The 22920-nt window shown below is 71.4% G+C and carries 16 protein-coding genes and 1 pseudogene; 10 read left to right on the plus strand and 7 right to left on the minus strand.

Annotation, left to right across the window (positions count from 1 at the left end; translation table 11 throughout):
• The first annotated feature begins 24 nt into the window (after positions 1 to 24).
• The gene (locus tag IE294_RS36495; protein ID WP_189893381.1) at positions 25 to 429 is read left to right on the plus strand and encodes an SsgA family sporulation/cell division regulator; all 405 of its coding nucleotides are present in this window, start codon (positions 25 to 27) and stop codon (positions 427 to 429) included.
• 133 nt (positions 430 to 562) lie between these two features.
• On the opposite strand, the gene IE294_RS36500 is transcribed toward IE294_RS36495, so the two are convergent.
• Positions 563 to 724 carry a hypothetical protein gene (locus IE294_RS36500; protein WP_189893383.1) on the minus strand — a complete coding sequence of 54 codons (162 nt, stop codon included), beginning with the start codon at positions 722 to 724 and terminating at the stop codon, positions 563 to 565.
• Positions 725 to 1656: 932 nt separating this feature from the next.
• On the opposite strand from IE294_RS36500, the gene IE294_RS48120 reads away from it, so the two are divergent.
• Positions 1657 to 2127 carry a sensor histidine kinase gene (locus tag IE294_RS48120; protein WP_229917677.1) on the plus strand — a complete coding sequence of 157 codons (471 nt, stop codon included), beginning with the start codon at positions 1657 to 1659 and terminating at the stop codon, positions 2125 to 2127.
• A gap of 201 nt (positions 2128 to 2328) precedes the next feature.
• On the opposite strand, the gene IE294_RS36510 is transcribed toward IE294_RS48120, so the two are convergent.
• The 3 genes from IE294_RS36510 to oxc all read right to left on the minus strand — a co-directional run bounded on the left by IE294_RS36510 (position 2329) and on the right by oxc (position 6477).
• Complete coding sequence (locus IE294_RS36510) at positions 2329 to 3216, minus strand: hypothetical protein (RefSeq protein ID WP_229917679.1); 888 nt, start codon at positions 3214 to 3216, stop codon at positions 2329 to 2331.
• Positions 3217 to 3459: 243 nt separating this feature from the next.
• Positions 3460 to 4725 (minus strand): formyl-CoA transferase, encoded by a 1266-nt coding sequence (gene frc / locus IE294_RS36515; protein ID WP_189893385.1) that lies wholly within the window; start codon positions 4723 to 4725, stop codon positions 3460 to 3462.
• Positions 4726 to 4770: 45 nt separating this feature from the next.
• Complete coding sequence (gene oxc / locus IE294_RS36520) at positions 4771 to 6477, minus strand: oxalyl-CoA decarboxylase (RefSeq protein WP_189893387.1); 1707 nt, start codon at positions 6475 to 6477, stop codon at positions 4771 to 4773.
• Positions 6478 to 6604: 127 nt separating this feature from the next.
• Between oxc and IE294_RS36525 the strand changes: the two genes are divergently transcribed.
• Positions 6605 to 8194, plus strand: coding sequence for a FadD7 family fatty acid--CoA ligase (locus tag IE294_RS36525; protein WP_189893389.1), 1590 nt, complete (start codon positions 6605 to 6607; stop codon positions 8192 to 8194).
• Positions 8195 to 8604: 410 nt separating this feature from the next.
• Here IE294_RS36525 and IE294_RS36530 read toward each other — a convergent pair whose 3' ends face one another.
• The 3 genes from IE294_RS36530 to IE294_RS49150 form a co-directional block, all read right to left on the minus strand.
• Entirely contained in the window at positions 8605 to 11217 is a 2613-nt protein-coding gene (locus tag IE294_RS36530) for a helix-turn-helix domain-containing protein (protein ID WP_189893391.1), read from the minus strand.
• Positions 11218 to 11372: 155 nt separating this feature from the next.
• A complete protein-coding gene (locus IE294_RS36535) occupies positions 11373 to 14216 on the minus strand; it encodes an ATP-binding protein (RefSeq protein ID WP_189893393.1) in 2844 nt (947 codons plus the stop codon).
• Between the two features lie 482 nt (positions 14217 to 14698).
• Positions 14699 to 15328, minus strand: a complete 630-nt coding sequence (locus tag IE294_RS49150; RefSeq protein WP_373315913.1) for a transposase — start codon at positions 15326 to 15328, stop codon at positions 14699 to 14701.
• On the opposite strand from IE294_RS49150, the gene IE294_RS36545 reads away from it, so the two are divergent.
• The 7 genes and pseudogenes from IE294_RS36545 to IE294_RS36570 all read left to right on the plus strand — a co-directional run bounded on the left by IE294_RS36545 (position 15327) and on the right by IE294_RS36570 (position 22916).
• On the plus strand, positions 15327 to 15524 hold the full coding sequence (locus IE294_RS36545) for an antitoxin (RefSeq protein ID WP_189819198.1): 198 nt from the start codon (positions 15327 to 15329) through the stop codon (positions 15522 to 15524). The two genes, IE294_RS49150 and IE294_RS36545, sit on opposite strands and share 2 nt — an antisense overlap.
• A 27-nt stretch (positions 15525 to 15551) precedes the next feature.
• Positions 15552 to 15956: a DDE-type integrase/transposase/recombinase gene (locus IE294_RS36550; protein ID WP_189893397.1), complete on the plus strand. Its 405-nt coding sequence runs from the start codon at positions 15552 to 15554 to the stop codon at positions 15954 to 15956.
• Positions 15957 to 16616: 660 nt separating this feature from the next.
• On the plus strand, positions 16617 to 18479 hold the full coding sequence (locus tag IE294_RS36555; RefSeq protein WP_189893399.1) for an acyl-CoA dehydrogenase family protein: 1863 nt from the start codon (positions 16617 to 16619) through the stop codon (positions 18477 to 18479).
• A gap of 1013 nt (positions 18480 to 19492) precedes the next feature.
• Positions 19493 to 19789 carry a WhiB family transcriptional regulator gene (locus IE294_RS36560; protein WP_229917681.1) on the plus strand — a complete coding sequence of 99 codons (297 nt, stop codon included), beginning with the start codon at positions 19493 to 19495 and terminating at the stop codon, positions 19787 to 19789.
• Positions 19790 to 19934: 145 nt separating this feature from the next.
• Positions 19935 to 20324: pseudogene (locus IE294_RS48130) on the plus strand (MFS transporter); the annotation flags it as partial.
• A 76-nt stretch (positions 20325 to 20400) separates the two neighbouring features.
• Positions 20401 to 21183 carry an MFS transporter gene (locus tag IE294_RS48135; RefSeq protein ID WP_229917683.1) on the plus strand — a complete coding sequence of 261 codons (783 nt, stop codon included), beginning with the start codon at positions 20401 to 20403 and terminating at the stop codon, positions 21181 to 21183.
• Between the two features lie 161 nt (positions 21184 to 21344).
• Positions 21345 to 22916, plus strand: a complete 1572-nt coding sequence (locus tag IE294_RS36570) for a purine-cytosine permease family protein (RefSeq protein WP_268252836.1) — start codon at positions 21345 to 21347, stop codon at positions 22914 to 22916.
• The last annotated feature ends 4 nt before the right edge of the window (positions 22917 to 22920 follow it).

Below are 22920 nucleotides of genomic sequence, written 5' to 3' on the forward strand. Positions count from 1 at the left end.
TCATTCCGGCCGGGAGCGAACGGAATGAGGAGAGCGCATCTGACCTTCGCGGCCACGTACTGGATCGCCAGACGGCTTCCCGTGATGATCAACTGCGAACTCTCGTACAGTGAGCGGGATCCCTACGCCGCCACGCTGATCCTCGATTCGGAGGGCGAGCATCCGGTGCGGTGGGTCTTCTCCCGGGAACTGCTCGCCGACGGGCTGGCGGGCAGCGCCGGCGAGGGTGATGTCAGCGTGTGGCCGGAGAACGCCGGGGCCGACGAGTGGTTCCTCTGGCTGGAAGTGGGCCGTGCCCCCCACACCGCCCTCTTCGAGATGGGGGCGGAGCCCATCACCAAGTGGCTCCTCGACACCTATCGCCTCGTTCCCGAGGGATACGAAGGGGCACATATGGGGTGGGACCGGATGACACACCTGATGGAATGAGTCGCGGATTCTCCTGACGCCGCGCCGCCCCGTCGTCCGGCCGTGGTGCGGCGCCTTTCCCACCCCAGGCCGGCGTCCACGCGATGCGGGACGCCGGTCGGCCGACGGCCTGCGGTAACGGGCGGCCCGCACGTCACCGGTCTTCGCGGCTCCGGTGTGAAGCGACGCCGTACGCCGTGCCGGAGAGCAGGCCGGTGATCGTGCCGCCGGCGGCCAGGAGCACTCCCGCGCCGGCGAGTCCGGCGGGGAGGGCGAGGTCCGTCGTGAACGGCAGCGGGTCCAGTGCCACGGTCACCAGCTCGGCGATCCAGGCTGTGCCGGCAGCGGAGGCACCGCGATCGTGGTGCGGATCCCGGTCCCGGACCGATCCGCCGGGTGCACCGCGCCCCCGCCGGACCAGGTCCCGCACCGCGACCGGACCACCCGCACAGCAGGGCCGCCTTCGCCCGGCGGGCGCCCCGGTGCTCGGGTGCGGATCGGGGTCCACCCGCGCCGGACGCGGCCGGATCGCCCGCCCTCACCGCCGGTCCTCTCGGCATCGCCTCGCGCAGGCCCCGCGTGAGCCTCCGTCGCGCTTCGGTGGTGTTCGGCCCTGGTCCGAACCGGATTCGGGTCGCGGCAGGCCCACGTCACATGACGGATGCGTCGCGGGGCCGTCCGCTGGAAGAGTCGTGCCATCGAGGCACGTTCTCGACATTTCCAGGAAAGGGGAAGGGTGATGACGTCAATCGCCGCCGAACTGATAAGCACCCTTGACGTCATTGAGCAGCCGGCCTGGGCCGTGGACGTCGATCACCGGGTGTCGTACGCCAATCCGCGGGCTGCCACGTTCACGGGTCACGCCCGTCCGTCCGATCTCCTGGGCACCGACGGCAGGCCGGCCGGACACCCCGGCGCGCGGTCGCGAAACAGCGCCGCCCCCTCCAGCCGGTGCGGCACCCTCACCCACGCGGACGGTTCCCTCCTCCACGTCGAGTGGTCCCTGGTGCCCCTGGCCCGGCCGGACGGCGAGGCGGCCGTGTACCTCTTCCGCACGAGCACGGGCGCGTCCGGCACCACCCGGGAATCCTCGCCGGAGGACGGGCTGCCACGGGCGCTCGCCGCGCAGGTGTGCGCCGACCGCTGCCGCACCGCCGCCGGCTCGCTCCAGCACGGTGCCCAGGAGCGTCTGGCCTCGCTGCTGCTCGGCCTGAGCCTGGCCCGTGAACAGCTGGCCGGACCGATCGTGTGTCGCCGGGGGCCCGGCTGGTCGACGACGCTGCCCGGGACGCCGAGGAGGCGCTGGCTCAGGTCCGGGAGGTCACGGCCGCGCTGTATCCGAGCGTGCTCAGACTCCGCGGGCTCACGGCCGCGCTCACCGCCCTCGCCGAGCAGTGGCCGCTGCCCGTCGCCGTCGTAGGGAACCTGCGGCGACGGCTGCCCGACGCCGTGGAGATGCACGCGTACTTCCTGGTCAGGGACGCGCTCAGCCGGGCGGTTCACGGCGCTGGAGCCGGCCGGGTGCGGGTGGTGGCCGAGCTGGGCCCGGACCTGGTGGTGACGGTCGCGGACGACGGCACGGCGCCCGGACACGGCCCGGAGCCGGCGCTCCTGGCGGCGGTCGCCGACCGGGTGGCCGTACTGGAGGGCACGCTGACCGTGCGGCACACGCCGGAGGAGGGCACCACCGTCCGCGCCGTCATCCCCGTCCCGCACTGATCCGCCGCCCCGCCGGAACAGGCACCACCGGGCGTCTCACCATGGCGTGACGTGACGGACGCCCTGGCGTACCGGCGTGCCGTGGTGGCCCTGTCACCGGCCCCGGCCGGCGCCTGACGCGGGAGCGGCACCGGGTGGACGTGGCCACCCGGTGCCCCGCCATGGCTCCAGCGGGCGGCGGCCCGTCCGGCGCGCGTGACGTCAGTCGAGCGGGCCCGTCGGCTGCGGCGGGGGAGTGCCCCCGGCCAGCACCGAGGTCAGCCGCGGTGCCCCCAGCCGTACGGCGAGCCCGGTGGTGACGTGGGAAGCGTCGGCCAGGCCGCCGTTGATCACTGTGATCGCGCTGTTGCCCGAGGTGACGAGGGCTACGTCGACCGATACGGTGAACGGCACGCCCTCCGTCGTCCCCTTCGCGACGACCGACAGTGCCTGCCGGGTGCCGTCGCCCTCCGGTACGGGCAGGGACGTGACCCGTACGTTCTCCGTAGTGCCGTCGGGCCGGGTGGCGGCGAAGACACCGCAGGTCTGCGCCAGGGTGCCGAACCAGCGTCGCTCTGCTCGGAGTCGGTCCGCCGAGTAGGTGCCGACCGCGTAGCGCAGCCGGTTGCCGTCGTCGGCGTCGAACACGGCCACGGCCTGTGTGCCGGGCAGCGGCGTGCCGAGGATCCGGTCGTCGCCCAGCCGGTCCAGCAACCGCCGGCAGACCGCGGCGTCCTCCTCGTGCGTGAGCCAGTCGCGGGCGTTCACGGTGCCGCGCAGCAGACCGTCGCGCCGGTCGGCGGAGTCCGTCACCTCGGTCCACTGGGACCCCAGGTACGCCTCCGTGAGCAGCGCGTGCCGCGCCTGTCGCGAGGTGAGCGTGCCGGCCGGCGCCGCGGGGCCCGCCGGGCGGCCCTCCCGGCCGCTCTCCGCGCCCTGCCGTTCCTGCCCCGCGCCGGCACAGGCCGCCGCGAACAGCGAGGTGCCGACGACGAAGGCGGCGATGTATCCCAGACGGCCCCGGAACACACGCCGGGCGCGGCGCGCACCGGACCCGGGAGGCCGTCCCGCGGTGCCCGCCGGCGGATGCGCAATGGTCGTCCTGGTCATCTCCCCGTCCTCTCCAGGGACTTGTTCCGCGGCACACAGGACGCGGATTCCGTTGATGCGCGCACACCATGCTGATCACGCCGGATCGGCCCTGCATCACTCGATCGCGTGATGAACGCGGATCCGCCGGACGACTGCCGGACGACTGCGGGACAGCGGCGTGCGGCGGTGGCACGCGCGGGACCCCGACCCGTCACGGCGCTCCCGGGAACGTCCCCCGGAGCGCCGTGACGTGCGGGCCGGTCAGTCGTGCGAGACGACGACCTTCTTCTCGTGCAGCGCGGCGATCTCCTCCTCGCTGTACCGGAGCGACGCCAGCACCTCGTCGGTGTGTTCACCGAGCAGGGGAGAACCGGTGATCGTCGGCGTGAACCCGGTGAACTTGATGGGGCTGCCGACCGTCAGATAGGTGCCGCGCTCCTTGTGCTCCACCTCCACGACGCTGCCGCTGCTGCGCAGCGCGGGATCGTAGGCGATCTCCTTCATGCTCAGCACCGGAGCGCACGGGACGGCGTACTTGCGCAGGATGTCCACGGCCTCGTACTTCGTCTTGTCGGCGAGCCACCGCTCGATCTCGGCGAAGATGTCGAAGATGTGCGGCTCGCGGGCCTTCGCCGTGCTGTACGCCGGGTCGTCGATCCACTCCGGCTTGCCGAGCGCCTGGCAGGTCGGCCCCCAGTCCTGCTCCTGGATGGTGAAGTAGATGTAGGCGTTGGGGTCCTCCTCCCAGCCCTTGCACTTGAGCACCCAGCCGGGCTGGCCGCCGCCGCCGGCGTTGCCGCCACGCGGGACGACGTCGGTGAACGTCCCGTTCGGGTACTGCGGGTACTCCTCCAGGTAGCCCACCCGCTCCAGCCGCTGCTGGTCGCGCAGCTTGACCCGGCACAGGTTGAGCACCGCGTCCTGCATGGACACCGATACGCGCTGGCCCCGGCCGGTGCGCTCGCGGTCCAGCAGCGCGGTGAGAATGCCGATCAGCAGGTGCATCCCGCTGTTGCTGTCGCCGAGTGCGGCGGCGCTGACGGTCGGCGGGCCGTCCCAGAATCCGGTGGTGGAGGCGGCGCCGCCCGCGCACTGGGCGACGTTCTCGTACACCTTGAGGTCGGACCACGGCGAGTCGTCGTTGAACCCCTTGACCGAGCCGAAGATCAGCCGGGGGTTCAGCTTGTGGAGGTGCTCCCAGCCCAGGCCCATCCGGTCCAGGGCGCCGGGGGCCATGTTCTCCACCAGGACGTCGGCGTCCTGGATCAGCTTCTCCATGATCTCCTCGCCCTCGGGTGTCTTGGTGTCGATGGCCAGGGAGCGCTTGTTGCTGTTCAGCATCGTGAAGTACAGGGCGTCGACGTCCGGGATGTCGCGAAGCTGGTGGCGGGTGACGTCACCGCCGTTGACGCGCTCCACCTTCAGTACGTCGGCGCCGAACCAGGCCATCATCTGGGTGCAGGCCGGGCCCGCCTGGACGCCGGTGAAGTCGATCACCTTGATTCCGGTGAGGGGCAGCTGTGACATGGTCGTACATCCCTTTCTTGAGGAGTGGGGGCGGGGCGGGAGGCCCTACTTGCCGGTGCCGGAGGGCCGGACCGCCACGCTGGGGTTGAGGTTCGTGAGGTGACCGCTCTCCGTGCCCGCCGTGGGATCGATGTGGCAGTCGATGAGCGCGGGCCGCCCGGACTCCAGGGCTTCGGTGAGTGCCGCGGCGAGCTCCACGGGGGACTCCACGTGGTACCCGCGTCCGCCGAAGGCCTCGATGAGCTTCTCGTGCCGGGCCGTGAGCGAGAGGGTGGTGGGGGAGGGGTCGGCGGAGGCGGGGTTGACCCCGTCGCCGCGGTAGACGCCGCCGTTGTTGAGGATCACGACGACCACCGGAAGGCCGTACCGGCAGATGGTCTCCAGCTCCATGCCGCTGAAGCCGAAGGCGCTGTCGCCCTCCACCGCGACGACCGGGCGGCCCGTCTCCACGGCCGCGGCGATGGCGTAGCCCATGCCGACGCCCATCACGCCCCAGGTGCCGCTGTCCAGGCGGTGCCGGGGCACCTGCATGTCGATGACGTTGCGCGCGAAGTCCAGCGCGTTGGCACCCTCGTTGACGAGATAGGTGTGCGGGTGGGCGCGCAGTACGTCCCGGATCGCCCGCAGGGCGCCGTAGAACTGCATGGGATGCGGGTCGGCGGCCAGTCGCTGCGCCATTTTCGCCGTGTTCTGCTCGGTGCGCTCGGCGAGTTCCCGCCGCCATGCCTCGGATACGGTGATCCGCCCCGGCTTCATCCGCTCCACCAGCGCGCCGACCACCGAGCCGATGTCTCCGACCAGCGGCGCCGCGATGGGCTGGTTGCTGTCCAGCTCGGTGGGTTCGATGTCGATCTGGAGGAACTTCGCGTCCGGGTTCCACTGCGGCGGTTCGCCGTGGCCCAGCAGCCAGTTCAGCCGCGCCCCGACGAGCAGCACCACGTCGGCCCGTTTCAGCGCCAGCGAACGGGCCGCGGCCACGGACTGCGGATGGTCGTCCGGGATCAGCCCCTTGGCCATGGACATCGGCAGGAAGGGCAGTCCGGTGGAGTCGACGAACTCCCGGATCACCTCGTCCGCCCGGGCGTAGGCGGCGCCCTTGCCGAGGACGACCAGCGGTCGCTCGGCGCCCGCGAGCAGTTCGATCGCCCGGTCCACCGCCTCCGGCGCGGGCAGTTGCCGGGGTGCCGGGTCCACCAGGCGCCACAGCGATGCCGCGCCCCGGTCCGCGTCGAGGGTCTCGCCCAGTACGGCGGCCGGGATGTCGAGGTAGACCCCGCCGGGACGGCCCGACGCGGCCGTACGCAGCGCCCGCGCCACGCCCCGGCCGATGTCCTGTGCCCGGCTCACCCGGTAGGCGGCCTTCACGAAGGGCCGGGCGGCGGCCAGTTGGTCCAGCTCCTCGTAGTCGCCCTGCTTGAGGTCCACGATGTGCCGCTCGCTGGAGCCGGAGATCTGCACCACCGGGAAGCAGTTGGTCGTCGCCTCCGCCAGGGCCACCAGACCGTTCAGGAAGCCGGGCGCGGACACGGTCAGCGACACGCCGGGACGGCCGGTGAGGAAACCCGCCGCTGCTGCCGCCCGGCCCGCGCTGCTCTCGTGCCGGAAGCCGATGAACCGGATGCCGGACGCCTGGGCGAGCCGCGCCAGGTCGGTGACGGGGATGCCGACCAGGCCGTAGAGGGTGTCGACGCCGTTCAGTTCGAGCGCGTCCACCACGAGGTGCGCACCATCGGTCAGCTCTGCACTCGTCATGATGTCAGTCCGCCTCCCTTATGTTCAGTCATTTTCGTCACTCATGCTGACATTACTTCTGGTTCGCTGCACTCTAAGGTGAGTCATACTGTTCAACACAACTCGGGTATAAAAGTCAGGAGTGCGTGTGTCTCTCGCAGTCAGCACGGGCGACCCTCATGCGGGCGGCTACCGGCCGCCACAGATCAGCGGCCTGCACGACGTGATCGACGCTCAGGTCAGGGACCGGCCGGACGCGCCGGCACTCGTCCTCGGCGAGGCCCGCGAGACGGTGTCGTACCGGACCCTCACTGCCCTGGCCAACGAACTGGCCCAGCGGCTGCTGGACGCGGGCCTGCACCCGCACCGGCCGGTCGGCCTGGTCAGCGCGGACAACCTGGAGTTCGTCGTCGCCCTGCTGGGCGCGGCCCGCGCCGGCCTGGTCCTCGCGCCCGTCGATCCGGCCCTGCCGGAAGCGGAACGACGGCACCGCTACACCGCCCTCGGAGCCCAGGTGGTGCTCACCGGCCCGCCGGTGCCCCCGCCCGCGCCGCCGGCCGCCGGCCCGCCGCACTGGCCGCTGACGGTACGCCGGTCCGGCGACGGGCGGTACGGCGTGGCGCTGGACGCCGGGACCACGGCGGGCGGCGCCCCGCACGGCGCCGCCGCCCGGCTGACCGGGGACGACGCCCTCGCCCTGTTCACGGCCGGCACCACGGGCCAGGCCAAGATCGTCCCGCTGACCCACGCCAATGTGGCCGCGTCCCTGCACGGCATCACGACGACGTACGAACTCACCCCCGCGGACGGCACGGTGGCGGCGATGCCGTTCTTCCACGGACACGGGCTGCTGGCCGGGCTGCTGGCCACGCTCGCCACCGGAGGCCGCCTGCTGCTGCCGGAACGCGGCCGGTTCACCGCCCATACCTTCTGGGACGACATGCGCGCGGTGTCCGCCACCTGGTACACGGCCGTGCCCACGATCCATCAGATCCTGCTCGGACGCGCACCCGAGGAGTACCCGGGCCGGTCGGTCCTTCCCCTCCGGTTCGCCCGCAGTTGCAGCGCCCCGCTCCCCGCGGCCGCCGCACGCGCCTTGGAACGCCTGCTCGACGCACCGGTGCTGTCCGCCTACGGGATGACCGAGACGACCCACCAGGCGGCGAGCGAACCGCTCTCCGTGCCCCGCGACCGCACACCCGGTTCCGTGGGCCGGGCGACCGCCGGGGAGATCCGTGTCCTCGACGCGGGCCGGCAGCCGTGCGCGGCGGGCGCCGAGGGCGAGGTCTGGGTGCACGGTCCCACGGTCGCGCGGGGGTACCTGGCCGAGCCCGCCGAGACGGCCGCCGCCTTCCACGACGGCTGGTTCCGCACCGGCGATCTGGGCTACCAGGACGCCGCGGGCCGGCTGTTCCTGACCGGCCGGATCAAGAACCTGATCAACCGGGGCGGAGAGAAGATCTCCCCGGAACACGTCGAGGAGATCCTCGCCGGCGCCCCCGGTGTCACCGAGGCCGCCGTCTTCGCCGTACCCGATCCCACCTACGGCCAGCGTGTCGGCGCGGCGGTCGTGCTCGCCGGGGGCGCTGCCGTCACCGAGCGGGACCTCCTCGCCCACTGCCGTGACCAGTTGGCCCCCTACGAGGTGCCGGAACGCCTCGCCATCGTGCCGTCCCTGCCCCACACGGCCAAGGGAGCACTGGACAGGAGCGCGGTGACCGCCCTGTACGGCGCCTGAACCGACGTGCGCCCGGGACACGGCAGCCGTGACGACGGCCCCGCAGCACCGCCGGGCACCGGGACCTGCGCCTGGGGCACGTGACGTGTTCCTCGGCCGCGGACCGAGGGCCCGAGCCGTACCGGCGGCGCGGACCGGACACCTCCGCGGCCGGGAAGCACACCTGGGTCCGCACCGCCCGCAGGCACGGCACCCCGCCACCGGAGCGCCCGCGGACACACCACCCCGCCTTCCGGACCGGTGCGACCGCTGGTCCCGGCATCCCGCGCCGGTTGCCGCCGAGGGGCCCCGCCCAACCGCTGGAGGCCCGTCCGCGGACCGGTCGGTACGGTCACCGGCCGTTACCGACCCCGTCGCGACGGCTGTGCGGCCCGCAGCCGCCGGCGCACACGGAGGTTGGGTGACAGACATCATGTGTTTCCCACCTGAACATGCAACGTGTCAGTGTCCTCGCAACACCTACCGGCACCCTCGGCCGTCGTCGCCCCCAGTTGGGAGAGCGCGTCACGCAGCGCCGCCCGCGAGCTGATGCCGAGTTTGGGGAAGGTCCGGTACAGGTGGGTGCTGACCGTGCGGGATGACAGGAAGAGCCGCTCGCCGATCTGCTTGTTCGTCAGCCCCTCGGCGGCGAGGAAGGCGACCTTCACCTCCTGCGAGGTCAGCCCCGCGGGCGCGGCACCGTCGTCGGCGGCGCTGTCGGCGGCGGGTCCGGACCGCGGCCGGCCGGCGGCCCGCAGTTCCGCGGCCGACCTCGCCGCCCAGGGAGCGGCACCCAGGCGTCTGAAGGTCTCCGTGGCGGCGCCCAGGTGGTGGCGGGACTCCGTGACCATGCGCAGGCGTCGTAGGCGTTCGCCGTACAGCAGCCGCACCCGCGCATGGTCGAACGGCCAGTCCCGCGCGCCGGGTGAGTCGACGGCCGCCCGGAACAGGAGCAGGGCTTCGGCGTCAGGGGCGACGAGGGCGCGGGCCGCCAGGGTGAGCATCGCGAACCGCGGTGAGGTGCCGCCCAAGCGGGCCTCCGCCATGGCGCGTGCATGGGCTTCGGCTTGCGCACGCCGGTTGGTGCGCAGGGCGGCCTCGACCAGATCCAGCGCCACCCAGGCAGCGTTCGGGGCGTTCGGCGCGAGGGTGCCGGCCGGGCTGACTTCGCAGAGGTGGTGGTACGCGGCCTCGAAGTCGCCTTGACCGAGCGCGCCGAGGGCCCTGGCGTGATGGGCGAAGCGGGCGGCGCCGTGGGCCCGGCGCAGGGTGGTCACGTGGGTCAGTTCGTCCGCCCGGGTGGTCCAGTCGGCTTCATCGCCTCGTGCCGCGGCGAGGAGGGCCAGGTGGAACAGGAAGTACCAGCCGGTGAATTCGTAGCCGTGGGCCTTGGCGAGAGCCAGGCCCTCGTCGGCGAGGCGCCGGCCCTCCTCCCAGCGTCCGGTGACGAAGTCGTCGAGGCAGAGGTGCATGAACCCGGTCAGGCCGCCGGCGACAGCGTTGCCGGCCCGGCCGCTCTCGACCAGCTGCCAGGCACCGGCTCTGCCGTCGGCGGGCAGATCGAGGAAGACGGCGGCGGTGTTGACCCGGACGAGACTGCGGGGATGTGCCCCGGCGGCCCGGTCCCGGACCAGTGCCGCCAGACGCCCTCGGGTGCCCTCTGATGACCGGGCGGGGTCGGGGACGGCCTCGCGCATGAGCAGCAGTTCCTCCGGCGGCTCGGGGACCAGGCGGTCGATCGCCCGCAGGAGCGGCGGCCAGTACTCCGCCCGGCCCGCCCACCGGCAGATGGCCAGGAGCGTCGACAGGGCATCGATCAGTTCGCTGTCGGTGGCGTCGTATCCGTGGGAGCCCTCCTCGATGGCGTCCACCACCAAGCGGTGCGCCGTTTCCACGGTGCCGTCGCCTTCGAGGAGGACGAGGGCGGTGGCCGCGGCGGCGTGCAGGGAGCCGCGGCCTGCCGTGGCGACGGTGCGGGCCCGGCGCAGCAGGTTCGACGCGTTCTCCAGTTCTCCGGTGACGCAGGCGCCGAGGTAGGCGGCCTCGGCCAGCCGGCGGCTCTGGTCGGCGGGGTGCGGGCTGAGGTCCGCGGCGCGGACGAGAGCGGTGACCGCGGCGGTGGCGTCTCCTCGTCGGACGGTGCGGTGGGCGGTCTTCTCCAGCAGTGCCGCGGTGGGTTCGTCGGGGGTGGCACAGGCCTCGGCCCGGTGCCACGCACGCCGGTCGGGGTCGCCCACGTGGCCGGCCAGTACGCGGTGTGCCCGGCGCCGCTCGGCACGGGTGGAGGAGCCGAGGACCGCCGACCGGACCAGCGGATGGCGGAAGAGCACCCGGTGGGCCTCGTCGTCCACCTCGACGAGCTGCGCGGTCTCGGCCGCTTCCAGCGCGGCCAGGGCCGCGTCGCCTCCCGCCCCCCGCAGCACGTTCATGTCGCCCTCGCCCTCGAGCGCGGCCAGCAGCAGCACGGTGCGCGTCGGTGCGGGAAGCCGCCCGACGCGTATGCTGAACAGGGCCTCGACGCCCTCGGCGAGGGGCACCACCTCCGGGAGCGCCTCCACCGGTGGGAACCGAATGGTCGGGGGAGCGACCGGCAGGTGCAGCAGGGCGAGCGGAGTTCTCCCGGTCCTGGCCAGCACGTGCCGCCTCTGGTGGAGGGGCATGGCAGGGAAGGCATGGTGCAGGAGCCGGTCCGCGGCCTCCTCGTCCCCGGGCCTCACGAGCAGCCCGGGGACGTCCGCCGACGGGGAACGGCTGCCCGCGTCCGTGCCGGCCCTGCTTCTCGGCAGCTCGTGAGCGAGGACCTCCAGCGCTGTCGTGGTGGGGCGGTGGACGGCGGACGGATCGTCGGCGGTGAGGAGCAGCGGGTGTCCCGCCGCCTCGTGCCGCACCACCAGCAGGTGAGCGCGGGCGACCACCGTGCCGTCCGCGACGTGGCCGGGCGGCAGCCCGAGGGCCACCGAGACCGCGTCGCGTTGCTCCTCGTCCAGACCGGAGAGTGACATCCCCACATGGGCGCCCCGGGCGTCGTGTGTCCTGGTCTCCATGATGTTCACCTGCTTGGATCGGCTCTTCGTTCGAGCAATCAACGCCTTCGCCGAGAGATTCCGCGGAGTAACGGGAGTGATCGTGGCAGACGAGGCACGGCGCCACATCGCCCGTTCTCACGGAGTACGGCGGACGCCCAGGTGATACGAAGGGGTCACTCTACGTGTTCACGGGCCCTGACGAGCTGGGTGAGTTCCGCCCGGGAGGTGGTTCCGAGTTTGGTGAACGCGTGCCGCAGGTGTGTGTTCACGGTGTGCGGTGAGTTTTCGAGGCGCTGCGCGACCTGTCTGTTCGTCAGCCCCTGCGCCACCAGCCGGATCACCGTCACTTCCGAGACCGTCAGCTCCGGCCACCCCTTGACGGTGCCCCTGGACGTCGTACGGCGCCGGGGTGCCCCCGCCGCACGCAGCCGACGGCGGACCCGCGCCGCCTCTCGCTCGGCGCCCGCCTCGGTGTACAGGTCGAGTGCCCGGTCGAGGTACGGCACCGCGTCCACCGTACGGATGGGCAGGAGTTTACGTCCGACGTCTTCGAGCGCCGAGGCACGGGGAAGCAGGCGGGGGATGTCCTGGTACAGGTCGACGGCTTGCAGCAGGAGGGACAGGTCGTTGTCGAACAGCCCGCGGGCGTGGGCAGCCGCCGCCGGCAGGATCGGGTACCGCGAGCCGACGGTCGCCCGGTGCACGGCGATCCGCACCGCGGCAGCGGCACGCTCCACCGCCCCGGCCCGCAGGGCCATGCGGACGAAGACGGGAAGGTCGGCCGGATCATCGGGGGTGGCGAGGGAGGGGCCGGCCTTGTCGAACGTGCTCACCGCCTCGTCGAGGACCTCCATGGCCTCCTGGGGGCGGCCTTCGGCGTCGGTCACCAGCGCGATCAGCCACGAGCCGGAGTTGCGTACGAGGATCGCCGCATCGTCCAGCATGCGTTCGGCTTCCTTCGCGTACCGCCGGGCCGCCTCAAGGTCGTTCCGGTACACGGCGGCACGGCCGAGCGCGTACAGCAGGGTGGTGTCGGCGAAGTTGCCCGTGCTCAGGTCGTCGAACATGGTGACCGCGGCTTCCGCCTCGACCTGGGCGTCCTCCAGCCGGCCCGCGTCCAGCAGGGCCCGGGCGCGGTTCGTGGTCCACAGGTACGTGGCAGCCGCCTGGCCCTGCCGCTGCGCCTCGCGAATGCCGGCCTGGGACTCGGCGAGCGCCTCGGGTGAGCGGCCGGCCGCGTTGAGCAGGAAGGCCTCCCACAGGGCCTCCGGTACCCAGAGCGAATGGTTGATCCCCACGTCCGCCGCCACGGCCGCGGCCTGGTTCGCGCGTGCGAACGCGGAGTCCCAGTCCAGTTGGTAGAAGCGCACCACCGACTCGACGGCGGTCGCTGTGGCCCAGGCCGTCCTGTTGCGGGCCCGTGCGGCGACCTCGAGTGTCTCGGCCACCACGGTGGCGGTCGCGTCGAGATCGCCCACCATGGAGAGGTTCAGGCACCGCAGTGCCAGCAGTTCGGCTCGCAGTGTGTCCGGAAGGCCGGCGAGAGCGGCTCCGACGCCGGCCTGCTCGGCCGCCTCCGCGAAGCTGTACTGGCTCGACACGCGTGCCAGGCCGAGCCGCAACCGTGCCTCGGCCTCAGGCTCCCGCTCACCTGGCAGCGCGGTCGAGGCGAGTAGTCTGGCCTGGGCCGGCTGTCCCGTCTGCCAGAGCAGAAGAACCGTTTCTGCAAGGAGTGCCGGCCGTTCCGGGTCGTCTTCGGCCGTCAGCTCCAGCGCCCGGCGGCTGAGGTGCACCGCCGACACCGGCGAGGTGGCGGCGAGTTCCTGCGCGGCCGTCCGCAACAGCCGGACGGCCGCCTGATCGCCCGGCTCCGCACTGTCCACCAGCAGGGCGGCCACCTCGGTCAGCGGCGCGTTCCGTTTCAGCAGGGCGTCCGCGGCGCAACGGCGCAGCGCCGTACGCACCGACGAGGGCAGGCCGCTCTCGACGGCCTCGCGGATCAGGTCATGGCGGAAGTGCAGGCGGTCGTCTTCCTCGAACAGCAGGTCGGTGCCGAGCAACTCCTGTACCGGTGCGATGAGTGCCGCCGGGGACCGATCGAGCAGTTCGGCGAGCAGACCGACGCTGACACTGCGGCCCACCGCGGACGCGGTCTGCACCACGTCCCTGGCCGGTGCGCCGAGTTGATCGATCCGTTGTCGCACGGAGGCGTGGAAGCTGGCGGGAAGGCGGTCGGTGGTGATCCGTGCCCTGTCGTTCTCGACGATCACGGCGTGTTCGTCGCGCAGGCCACGCAGCAGTTCGATCAGGAGCAGGGGAACGCCCTGCGCACGGCGGACGGCACGCAGGGTCCCGGCGTCGGGCGGCGCCCCGAGGACGTCCTCGGTGACCCCGGCGACGTCCTCGTCGGTCAGGGCGTTGAGGCGCAGGTGACGGGCACCGGACTTCTTCAGGTTCTCCAGGACCGAGGACACGGCAGGCGCCCGGACCCCGCTGCGTGCGGCCACGATCCACAGGATCCGGTGGTCGGCCAGCCGGGCCGGGAGTACGCGCAGAGCCAGCAGTGTCATGTCGTCCAGCCACTGGCCGTCGTCCACGGTGACGAGCAGCGGGGTGTCGAGCGCCGCTCGTTCGAGCCCGTCCTGCAACTCCTGGAGCAGCCAGAACCGTTGCTCGGGCTCCGCCGCGAGACCACGGAGCCTGTCCGTGTCGAAGAGCTGTCCGCCACCCGTCGACACACCGTCCAGCACAGGGCCCAGAGGGACGAACCGGTCATCCGGGTCCGCACCCGCCTGGAACACCCGGATTCCCTGCTGGAGCGCGACGGCACGGGCCTCGGCCAGCAAGCGGGTCTTGCCGCTGCCCGACGGCCCTTCGAGGTGGACGACACCGCCGTGTCCCCGGAGCAGGGCCTCGAAGCGCGCGCGCAGGAAGCGCATCTCCTCCTCCCGGCCTCGCAGCGGCAGTCGCCGGTCGTCAGCTCCGCCGGATTCGTACGTTCGTTGGAAACGGTGCATGGGGGTCCTCGGGAGGTCAGGCGCCGGAGCGGCGGCCGGTGGCCGCTCCCTCACCGGGCGCGCGTGTGAGCGTGTGCTGCCTTCGCCGGGCGGGCGGCGGGCCGACGGTGCCTCGCCCGGGCTGCGTTCCGCCGCCGTCGCCTCGTCGCGCGGGTGCGTCGGACGGACGGGGCGTCGCCCGCCGGAGTCGGTTCACGGAGGCGGCGGGGTCCTGTGGAGCCGACAGGCATGGTGTTCCGGCCGGTGTCGACGACGGTGTCGCTCACACGTGGGGAAACGCGTCGGCGGAGTGTGCATCGACTCGTTCACCTCTCCAGGAGGCACGTGGGACCGGGGTCGTGCCAGGCGCCATATGATCGACAGACGCCGTGACACTCACCGGTTGGCTGGGTTTTCGCGGACGCCTCATGATGTACGCGCAACTGTCCTCGGTCACGCCGGGCCGCTGCGCAGTACCTTCACAGGCAAGAGCTTGTGCGCTGTCAGGTGTAGACCTCTTGTCCGGTCGTGTCGGGTCCGGCCTCGCCGGCCCCGTGGCCGCAGGCTGCCCCCGCTCCGCGACGACGTCCCGTACGCCGCGCGGCGCCCGGCACAGGGCCCCGCTCCCCGATCCGGTCCCCGTGCCCGCCCGGTACGCCGGTGACCTGGGCGGCGCTCACCCGCCGAGGCAGGGGAGCCGGCCCCGGCCGGCACGACGGCACCGTGCGCCGGAGCCCTCCGGCCGCTCGCGGCCCGCCGACCAGCATGCCCCGCCGGGCTCCCTGGGCCGGCCGACCGAACGGCAGATGGAGCGGATGCCTGACCAGATCACACGAGGCGAGCCGTAGACGCAACCGGCCGGCCCCTCCGTATACCGCGTCAGCGGGCACCCGCCCGAACGGAACCCCCACCGCCAGAGCACGCTCGACCACGCGGCGAACGAGGACAGGTTTCGTGGCGAGGTCGACGTTGTCCGGAACGCTGGCCGCGCGACATCGCCCACGGTCGGAGGTCCACGCGCTCGGGAGATACAACGGCACTGGTGCGCCCATGCTCCCTTCGTCCGCCGCTGCCTCCGTGGGAACATGATCCCTGACAGGCAGTACACCCGCCAAGGAGACAGAACCAGGCATGTTCGACGCCCTGAAGAACCTCAAGGACAAGGCCGAGGATCTCGCCGCAGCCCACGGCGACAAGATCTCCGAAGGGCTTGAGAAGGTCGGCGACTTCATCGACGACAGGACCGACGGCAAGTACAGCGAGAAGATCGACACGGCTGTCGACAAGGCCCAGGACTACGTCGAGCAGCTGGGCGAGCACAAGAACTGACTGCCGTCAGGCCTATGGCGAGTCCGGGTGCCGCGCACGGTCGGGCACCCGGATCCGTATGCGGGCATCGGGCCCGCCGGACTCCGCCCGCTCAGGAAGCATCGCAGGACCATCCCGGACCCCGCCGCGGCGAAGGTGCCGATCGGCCGCAACCACACCGCGGACGAGGTGAACCGGACGTACATCGGTGACATCACTGAGCTGCCGCCGGCCGACGGGAGGTTCCGCTGTCTCGCGACCGTGATCGGTCTCCGCTCACGGCGCCCGGCCGGGTGGCCGATCGCCGCCCACATGCCCGCCGACCTCGTCGTCGACATCCTGGAAGCAGCCGAGCGGACCCGCGGCAGCCTCGCCGGCGCCGTGATGCACACCGATCAGGGGGCGCGGTACTGCGCCGGGCCTTCGCCGACGCCTGCCGCCGGACCGGCGTGACCCAGTCCATGGCGCCATCGGCGGCTCGGCGGACAACGCTCTGGCAGAGCCGTGCAACGCCACCCGCCATCGCGAGATACTCCAGCGCCGCAGGGACCGGAGGGACGAGCACGAGGCCCGCCTCGGCCTCGTCCGCCGGCTCCACCGCTACAACACCGTCCGACGCCTCCCGTCCGCTCTCCGACCGCTACCGAGCCGGAATCCACCTCGCCTTCGTCGGACAGGACCCGGCAGGAAGCGTGCATGCCAGGCTGTACGCGCGCGGGCCCCGGTGTTCGACGGCCCCGTCCAGCGCCAGGGCTTGCGGAGAGCGGTGAACCACCGATAACAGGGTTCCAGTAAAGCGAACTCCCCCTCATTGCCGCGGACCCATCGCGTCTCTCGCAATGTGCAAGGGATCCAGTGCGCGATCCTCCCCGGCCACCACTGGGCATGCCGGGGCCTGTGGGTTTCGGTCCGCGTATTTCAGGAATTTCCCCTTCCCGGTATTTCGACAGGTTCTCGCCGTCGAGAACCTGATCTGTCGGTGCGCCCCTTGGACGGGGCACGGGCAGCACTGAGCAGGGAAGAGCGGCGCGACCCTTCCCTGCGTCGCGATCTCTGCACACGATGCTCACCCGACCGAGAAAGGTCTATTCCACTTTCGACAGACGCCCAATCGTGTTGATCATCACGGTGTGCGGAGTGATCAATTCCACTATCTTTCCCAGCGTGACCGCCACCCAAATAGCTCATGACCAGGACATATCCGCAGAACTCGCTCGTATCCTGTTAGGACCCCGCGCAGAGCAGATCCACGAGCCCTGGAGACGCCTGTTCAGCGGACATCGTTTCGCCTTCCAGGAAGGCCTCAGTCCACAGGACCGCACGGCGCTGTCGTACGAGCGGCTCAGGATCATCGCCGAAGCCGTGCCGGACCCCGTCGGTCTCGCCTCGGACATCGAGCTGCTCGCGGCCATGCACGAGTGGGCGGGGGTGGTGGACGCAGGCATGGCGACGATCGCGAGCATCCACTGGAATCTGCATATCGGCAGCCTGCTGGACCATGACCGCGACGGACGGGACCTGTCCGTCTACAGCAACATCGAGCGCATCGGTACGTTTCTGTGCACCGAGTTGGATCACGGCAACGACGCCGCGGCCTTGGAGACGACAGCACGGTTCGACTTCGCCACGGGCGGCTTCATCCTTGACACACCAACTCCCGGCTCCTGCAAGTGGATGCCCAACACCAGCGGCACCGGCGGAGCCAAGAACGCCCTGGTAGCGGCCCGCTTGGTGGTCGGGGACGCCGATCACGGAGTGTTCCTGTTCCTGACACCGCTCACCGACAGCGAGGGGCGGCACTACCCAGGCGTGGAGGTACGCCCCCTTCCACAGACGGCCAGCGCACCGGTCGACCACTGTGCCACCTACTTCCACGGCGTGCGGCTTCCCTTCGAGGCCATGGTGCAGGGCGAGCAGGGACGGCTGTCGCCCGACGGCACCTTCACCAGCACCCTGGGGAATCCCCGGAAACGTTTCCTCAGGTCGGTCCGCCGCGTGCACGCCGGCAAGTTGTGCATGAGCGCCTACAGCCTCGGAGTGACGCGACACGCCTTGGCAGTCGCCATGCGGCACTCTCACCGCCGCCTCACGTCCGGGATGACGACGGGCCGCAAGGTCTCCCTCATCGAGCACCGCAGCCATCACGCGCCTCTTCTGTCCGCGGTGGCCACGACCTACGCCGCGACGTTACTGCACCGCCATGTGGTGCAGCGGTGGACCAGCGGCACGGACGCGGATCAGGACGAAGTCGAGCGTTTGGCGGCCGTGGCCAAGGCTTGGATCACCTGGCAGGCTCGGGCGGTCATGACCGAGTGCCGGGAGCGTTGCGGAGCACAGGGCCTGCTGCTGGCGAACGGGATCGCCTACCAGCTGGCTGCGAACGAGGGGACCGTCACCGCCGAGGGCGACAACCAGGTCATCTGGGTCAAGGCCGCAGGCGAGATGCTCATGGGCGGCTTCACCCCGATGCCGCCGTCAGAGGTACCTCCGGCCGGCCGCTCACTCCACGATGCGGAGTACCTGATGGAACTGCTGGCCGATGTCGAGCGCATCTGGCATGGCCGGGCACGGAGCCGACTGCGTACGGGACGCCGCGGTGATCCCCTGGCGCGGTGGAACGGAACCGTGCGACCGGCTTTGCAGCTGGTCGACGCTTACGTACACCGGCTCGCGGCGGAGGTACTGCTGCGCGAAGGTGGCGAGACGGCGGATCCGCAAGCTCGGGCACTCCTCGGACAGCTGCACCGCCTGTTCGCGCTGCGCCAGGTGAGGACACACGCTGGGGACTTGCTGGCCGACGGGCGTATCACCCCAGAGCACGTGCAGCAGCTGCCCGACGTAGAAGAGGCACTGATCGAGATGCTCGTGCCTTACTCCCTGCAACTGACCGAGGGATTCGCCGCCTTGGAAAGCGTCGTGGAGGGACATCCGATGTTGCGGGCCCGAGCTGCGAAGACCGAAATGACGCCCGCGTAGCCGGCGCGGGCTCGCACGCGTTGCCGGCCAGGAGGCGCGGGGGAGAAGGTGGGCGGAGAACCCGCAGTACGCGCCGGAAGCGATCAGTCACTGACGAGTGCTTCGAGCCCGTCGAGGGCGACGACGGCGGGGTTGGCCAGGCCGCGCCGTCGATCAGTGACCCGGTGGTACCTGGTTGGCGCCACCCTTCTCAAGGCCGGCGAGCGGGCTCTGAGCAGGCAGATCATGACCGGTGTCCGGATCCGGGCGTCCGGATCCGATCAAGGGGGCCTCGAGGACGCGGCGGCCGGGACGATGGCACCGGAGCCGTGCCTGTGCGGCGCCGCCGATGCGCTGCTGAGCCTGCCGGGCGCCCCGGCCGCCGTGCCTGCGGGCAGTCCCCCGGCCCGCCCGCGGACACGTCCGCCGCCGGCGGCGCCGGCATGAACACCACCGACGCCGAGGGAGGGCCCGGTCGCGGGAGACGGCCGCCGTGCCGCGCGGGCAGCTGAACCAGCCAGGCGGCTACCACCCGGCCCGGTCGGCGGGGATCGCCGAATGCCTGAGGGGCGTCAAGCCCGGCGCCGCCCGCCCGGGAGACGGTCCTGCGTGTGTGGGGCGAGGTGACCGGGAAGACCTCGGGCGCCCCGCACGGCGGTGCCATCGACCCGGCACGCGCCGCCGCCTCCACCGGTAACTGCCGGCGCCGCTCCGTAACCGCCGGTGGGCTGCCCGACCGCGCCGCGCGGGTTGTCGAGCCGGCCGCGCTCACCCGCCGGGGCGGGAAGGAGGCACGGGATGCCGGCGAGCGCCGGCACCGGCGGCGACACCCGGAACCCCCGTGAACCGCATGCGCGGACCGGGTGCGCCGCACGTCCCCGCAGGAGTCGAACAGTACGCTGATGGACTTGCCTTCGTGCAGCGAAAGACAACTGTCTCGGGTAGCCGTCGTTATCCTGGCGATTGCGCCACGAAACGACATTGCGGATCGAGCGGAGGTCTTCGTGAAGTCCCGGAGGGAACCCCTTTGGGACATGTGGACGTGGCAGGCCGACGCCGCGTGCCGTGGCACGGACAGCTCTGTCCTCCTCTCGCCCACCGGTGAGCGGGGATCTGCACGCCGACGGCGGAAGAGGCCGGCGCGTGCGATGCCCTGTCCGGTCAGTTCTGCTTGTGCTCCCTTCGCCAAGGCGTCTTGCCGGGCCTGCGGCATCTGGGGTGATCGCACCAGGCGGAGCGGCGGGAGAGGGCTCAGGACGTCCATCGCCGCCGACGCCTCAAGCGGCCCGCCGGGGGAAACTTCCACAGTCGTCTGTCCTTCGGACAGCTGACATCGAGATCCATCGCACTCAACAGGGAAGCGGTACGGGGTGTCCCGCGCTTGGTCCAGGGGAGAGCAGCAAGGAAGGCGCTCGATCGCCGTCACGCGTCATCGGCGAGCCAGGTCCCCGGCTCGTCCGCCATGAAGAAGGTTCCATGTCCCAGTCGCTCGATCCCCTCATATCCGATCACCGCAGGTCAGACCGTGCCGCATCCGCGCACGGCGTGCCCGGCCGGCTGGTCGCGTTGCTGGCCGTCGCCTCCGGCACGACGGTCGCCAACCTGTACTACGCGCAGCCCCTGCTGTCGTCCCTGAGGGACGTCTTCCCTATCAGCACGGCCACCGCGGGCACACTGATCACGCTCACCCAGGTCGGTTACGTGATCGGCATGCTCTTCCTGGTGCCGCTCGGCGACCGGCCGGAGAAGCGCGGCCTGATCACCATCCTGCTGACGGTCACCACCCTCGCCCAGGTGGCGGCCGGCCTCGCGACCGGGTTCCCGATGCTGCTGGCCGCCTCCCTGATCAGCGGTGCCACGTCTGTGGTCGCCCAGATCCTGGTCCCGTTCGCCGCGAGTCTCGCCCCGGACCACGCCCGCGGGGCGGATCGTGGGCCGGGTGATGAGCGGCCTGCTCACCGGCATCCTGCTCTCCCGCACGCTCAGCAGCCTGGTCTCCGACGCTGCCGGCCGGCGCGTCGTCTACCTCGGCTCCGCGGTCCTGACGGCCCTGCTGGCCGTGGCCCTGTGGGCCGCGCTGCCCAGGCACGCCCCGACCACGGCCGCCCTCTACCACCACGTGCTGCGCTCTGCCGCCGCACTCATGCGACGGCATCCCGCGCTGCTGCGCCGCGGCCTGTACCAGGCGGCGATGTTCGGTGCCTTCAGCGCCTTCTGGACCACCGTCTCCTACGTCCTCACCGGCCCCCGCTTCCCCTACTCCTCCGTCGGTGTCGGCCTCTTCGCCCTCGTCGGAGCCGCCGGTGCCGCCATCGCCCCGCCGGCCGGGCACTGGGCCGACCGCGAACTCGCCCGTCCCATGACCGGCCTCGCGTTCGCCGTCGCCGCCGTGGCCTTCGCCGTCGCGGGCTTCGGACAGCACAGCATCGTGTTGCTCGCCCTGGCCGCGATTCTCGTCGACATGGCCGTGCAGACCACCCTGGTTCTCGGCCGGCACACCATCTACCAGCTCGATGCCAGTGCCCGGGCTCGCCTCAACTCCGCCTTCATCGCCACCTTCTTCCTCGGCGGCGCCCTCGGCTCCCAGCTCGGCTCGATCGCCTACCACGCCGGCGGCCGGGGCGCGGTGAGCATCCTCAGCGCGGCTCTGCCGCTGCCGGTGCTGCTGTACTGGCCCACCGAACACCGGGCCGGGAGGCGGAAGACCGCCCCTGTGTTCAGCTGAGCCACAGAACCGTGAGGAAGTCGCCCGGCTCCCTGCTCGCCGACGGATCCGTGCGCACGCGGACGCAGAGCACGCCATGGAAGGCGAACGGCCGGCCGACCCGGCCATGCCTGCGAACTCATCCCCAGCACCACCACACATCGAACTGAAAGGCGCACATCATGAGCAGTGCGGCCCAGCAAGGGCGCGTAGGCACCGCTGTCGAATCGAACGGCGTCAATCCCGTGCCCGATGCCGAACGGCGCGGGAGACCGAGCGGCTTGTTCGCCGTCTGGTTCGCCTGGAACATCTCGATCCTCGGCATCAGCTACGGCATCTTCGTCTTCAGCCTCGGCCTGGACGTCTGGCAGACGATCATCGCTGGGACCATTGGCTACCTGGCCTCGTCCGCACTCGTCGGCATCCTCGCCGTGGGCGGGCCCCGCACAGGACTGCCGACCCTCACCCAGACGCGTTTCGCGTTCGGCATGAAGGGCAACAGGATCCCCGCGTTCTTCGCGTACCTCTCCAACATGGGCTGGAAGGTGACCATCATCACCCTGGCCTCCACCACCGGCGCGAAGCTGTTCGCCGAGCTGTGGCCGTCGGTGTTCGCTGACGCGGACGGGTCCAGCGCGACGTTCACCATCGTGCTGTGGTTCGTCCTCGTGCTCGCCGTGACGATGACGGTGTCCGTCCTCGGCCACGAGCTCATCATGAAGCTCGAAGTCTGGATCTCGTGGGTGACCGGCATCATGACGGTCGTGTTCCTGGGCTTCGTGGTGCCTCAGATCCGGTGGACTCACCTCGGAGACACCCCCGCGGGCGGACCGCTCGTGTTCGTCGGCGGCATCGTGATGGCAATGACCCTGGTCGGCCTCGGCTTCCTCAACTACGGCGGTGACTTCGCCCGTTACCTTCCGCGGAACACCCCGGCGCGCGGTGTGATCGGCTGGACGACCGCCGGACTCAGCCTGCCCGTCGTCACCCTCCTCGTCATCGGGGCGCTCCTCGTCGGCGGGGACCCGAAGCTCGGCGCCGCCACCGCGTCCGACCCGATCGGCGCGCTCACCGCGCTTCTGCCGATGTGGTTCTTCGTCCCGTTCTCCATCGTGATCGTCATCTCGCTCGTCTCGGCCGCGATCACCGGCATGTACAGCTCCGGACTGGCGCTCATGGCGGTCGGTGTGCCGCTGCGCCGCTCCGTGACGACCATGATCAACGCGATCATCATCGCGGCAGGCGCCTTCTACCTGCTGTTCATCTCCACCTCGTTCCTTGCGACGTTCCAGTCGTTCCTGTCGCTCATCGCCGTGATGATGGGCACGATGGGCGGCATCCAGCTCGTCGACTTCATCCGGCAGCGCCGCGCGGGCTGGAACACCGACATGGCGAATCCGCGCGGACACGGCGGCCGTGACGGGCGCTGGACAGCGATAGTGAGCCTGATCATCGGAACCGTCGTCGGCCTCGGCCTCGTGACGAGCGCCGACCCGAACCTGGGTGAAATCACCGGGTTCCTCCTCACCAAGAGCGGCCGAACCGGTGTGTTCGCGTCAAGCGGGCTCGGCATTGTCATAGCCATGGTGCTCGGCGCCGCGCTCTACGGGATCCTCACGTTCGGACTCCGGCTGGACCCGCGACCCGACTACTCGCTCGTGGCCGCGGGAGACACCGCCCGCGGGGAGGGCCGGCCCCAGCCGCCGGCTCGCGACGCAGCGGACAGCCCCGCGGCCGACTCCACCGAACACTGACCCG

The sequence above is a fragment of the Streptomyces canarius genome (genome assembly GCF_014650735.1).
Classification (GTDB): Bacteria; Actinomycetota; Actinomycetes; order Streptomycetales; family Streptomycetaceae; genus Streptomyces; species Streptomyces olivaceoviridis.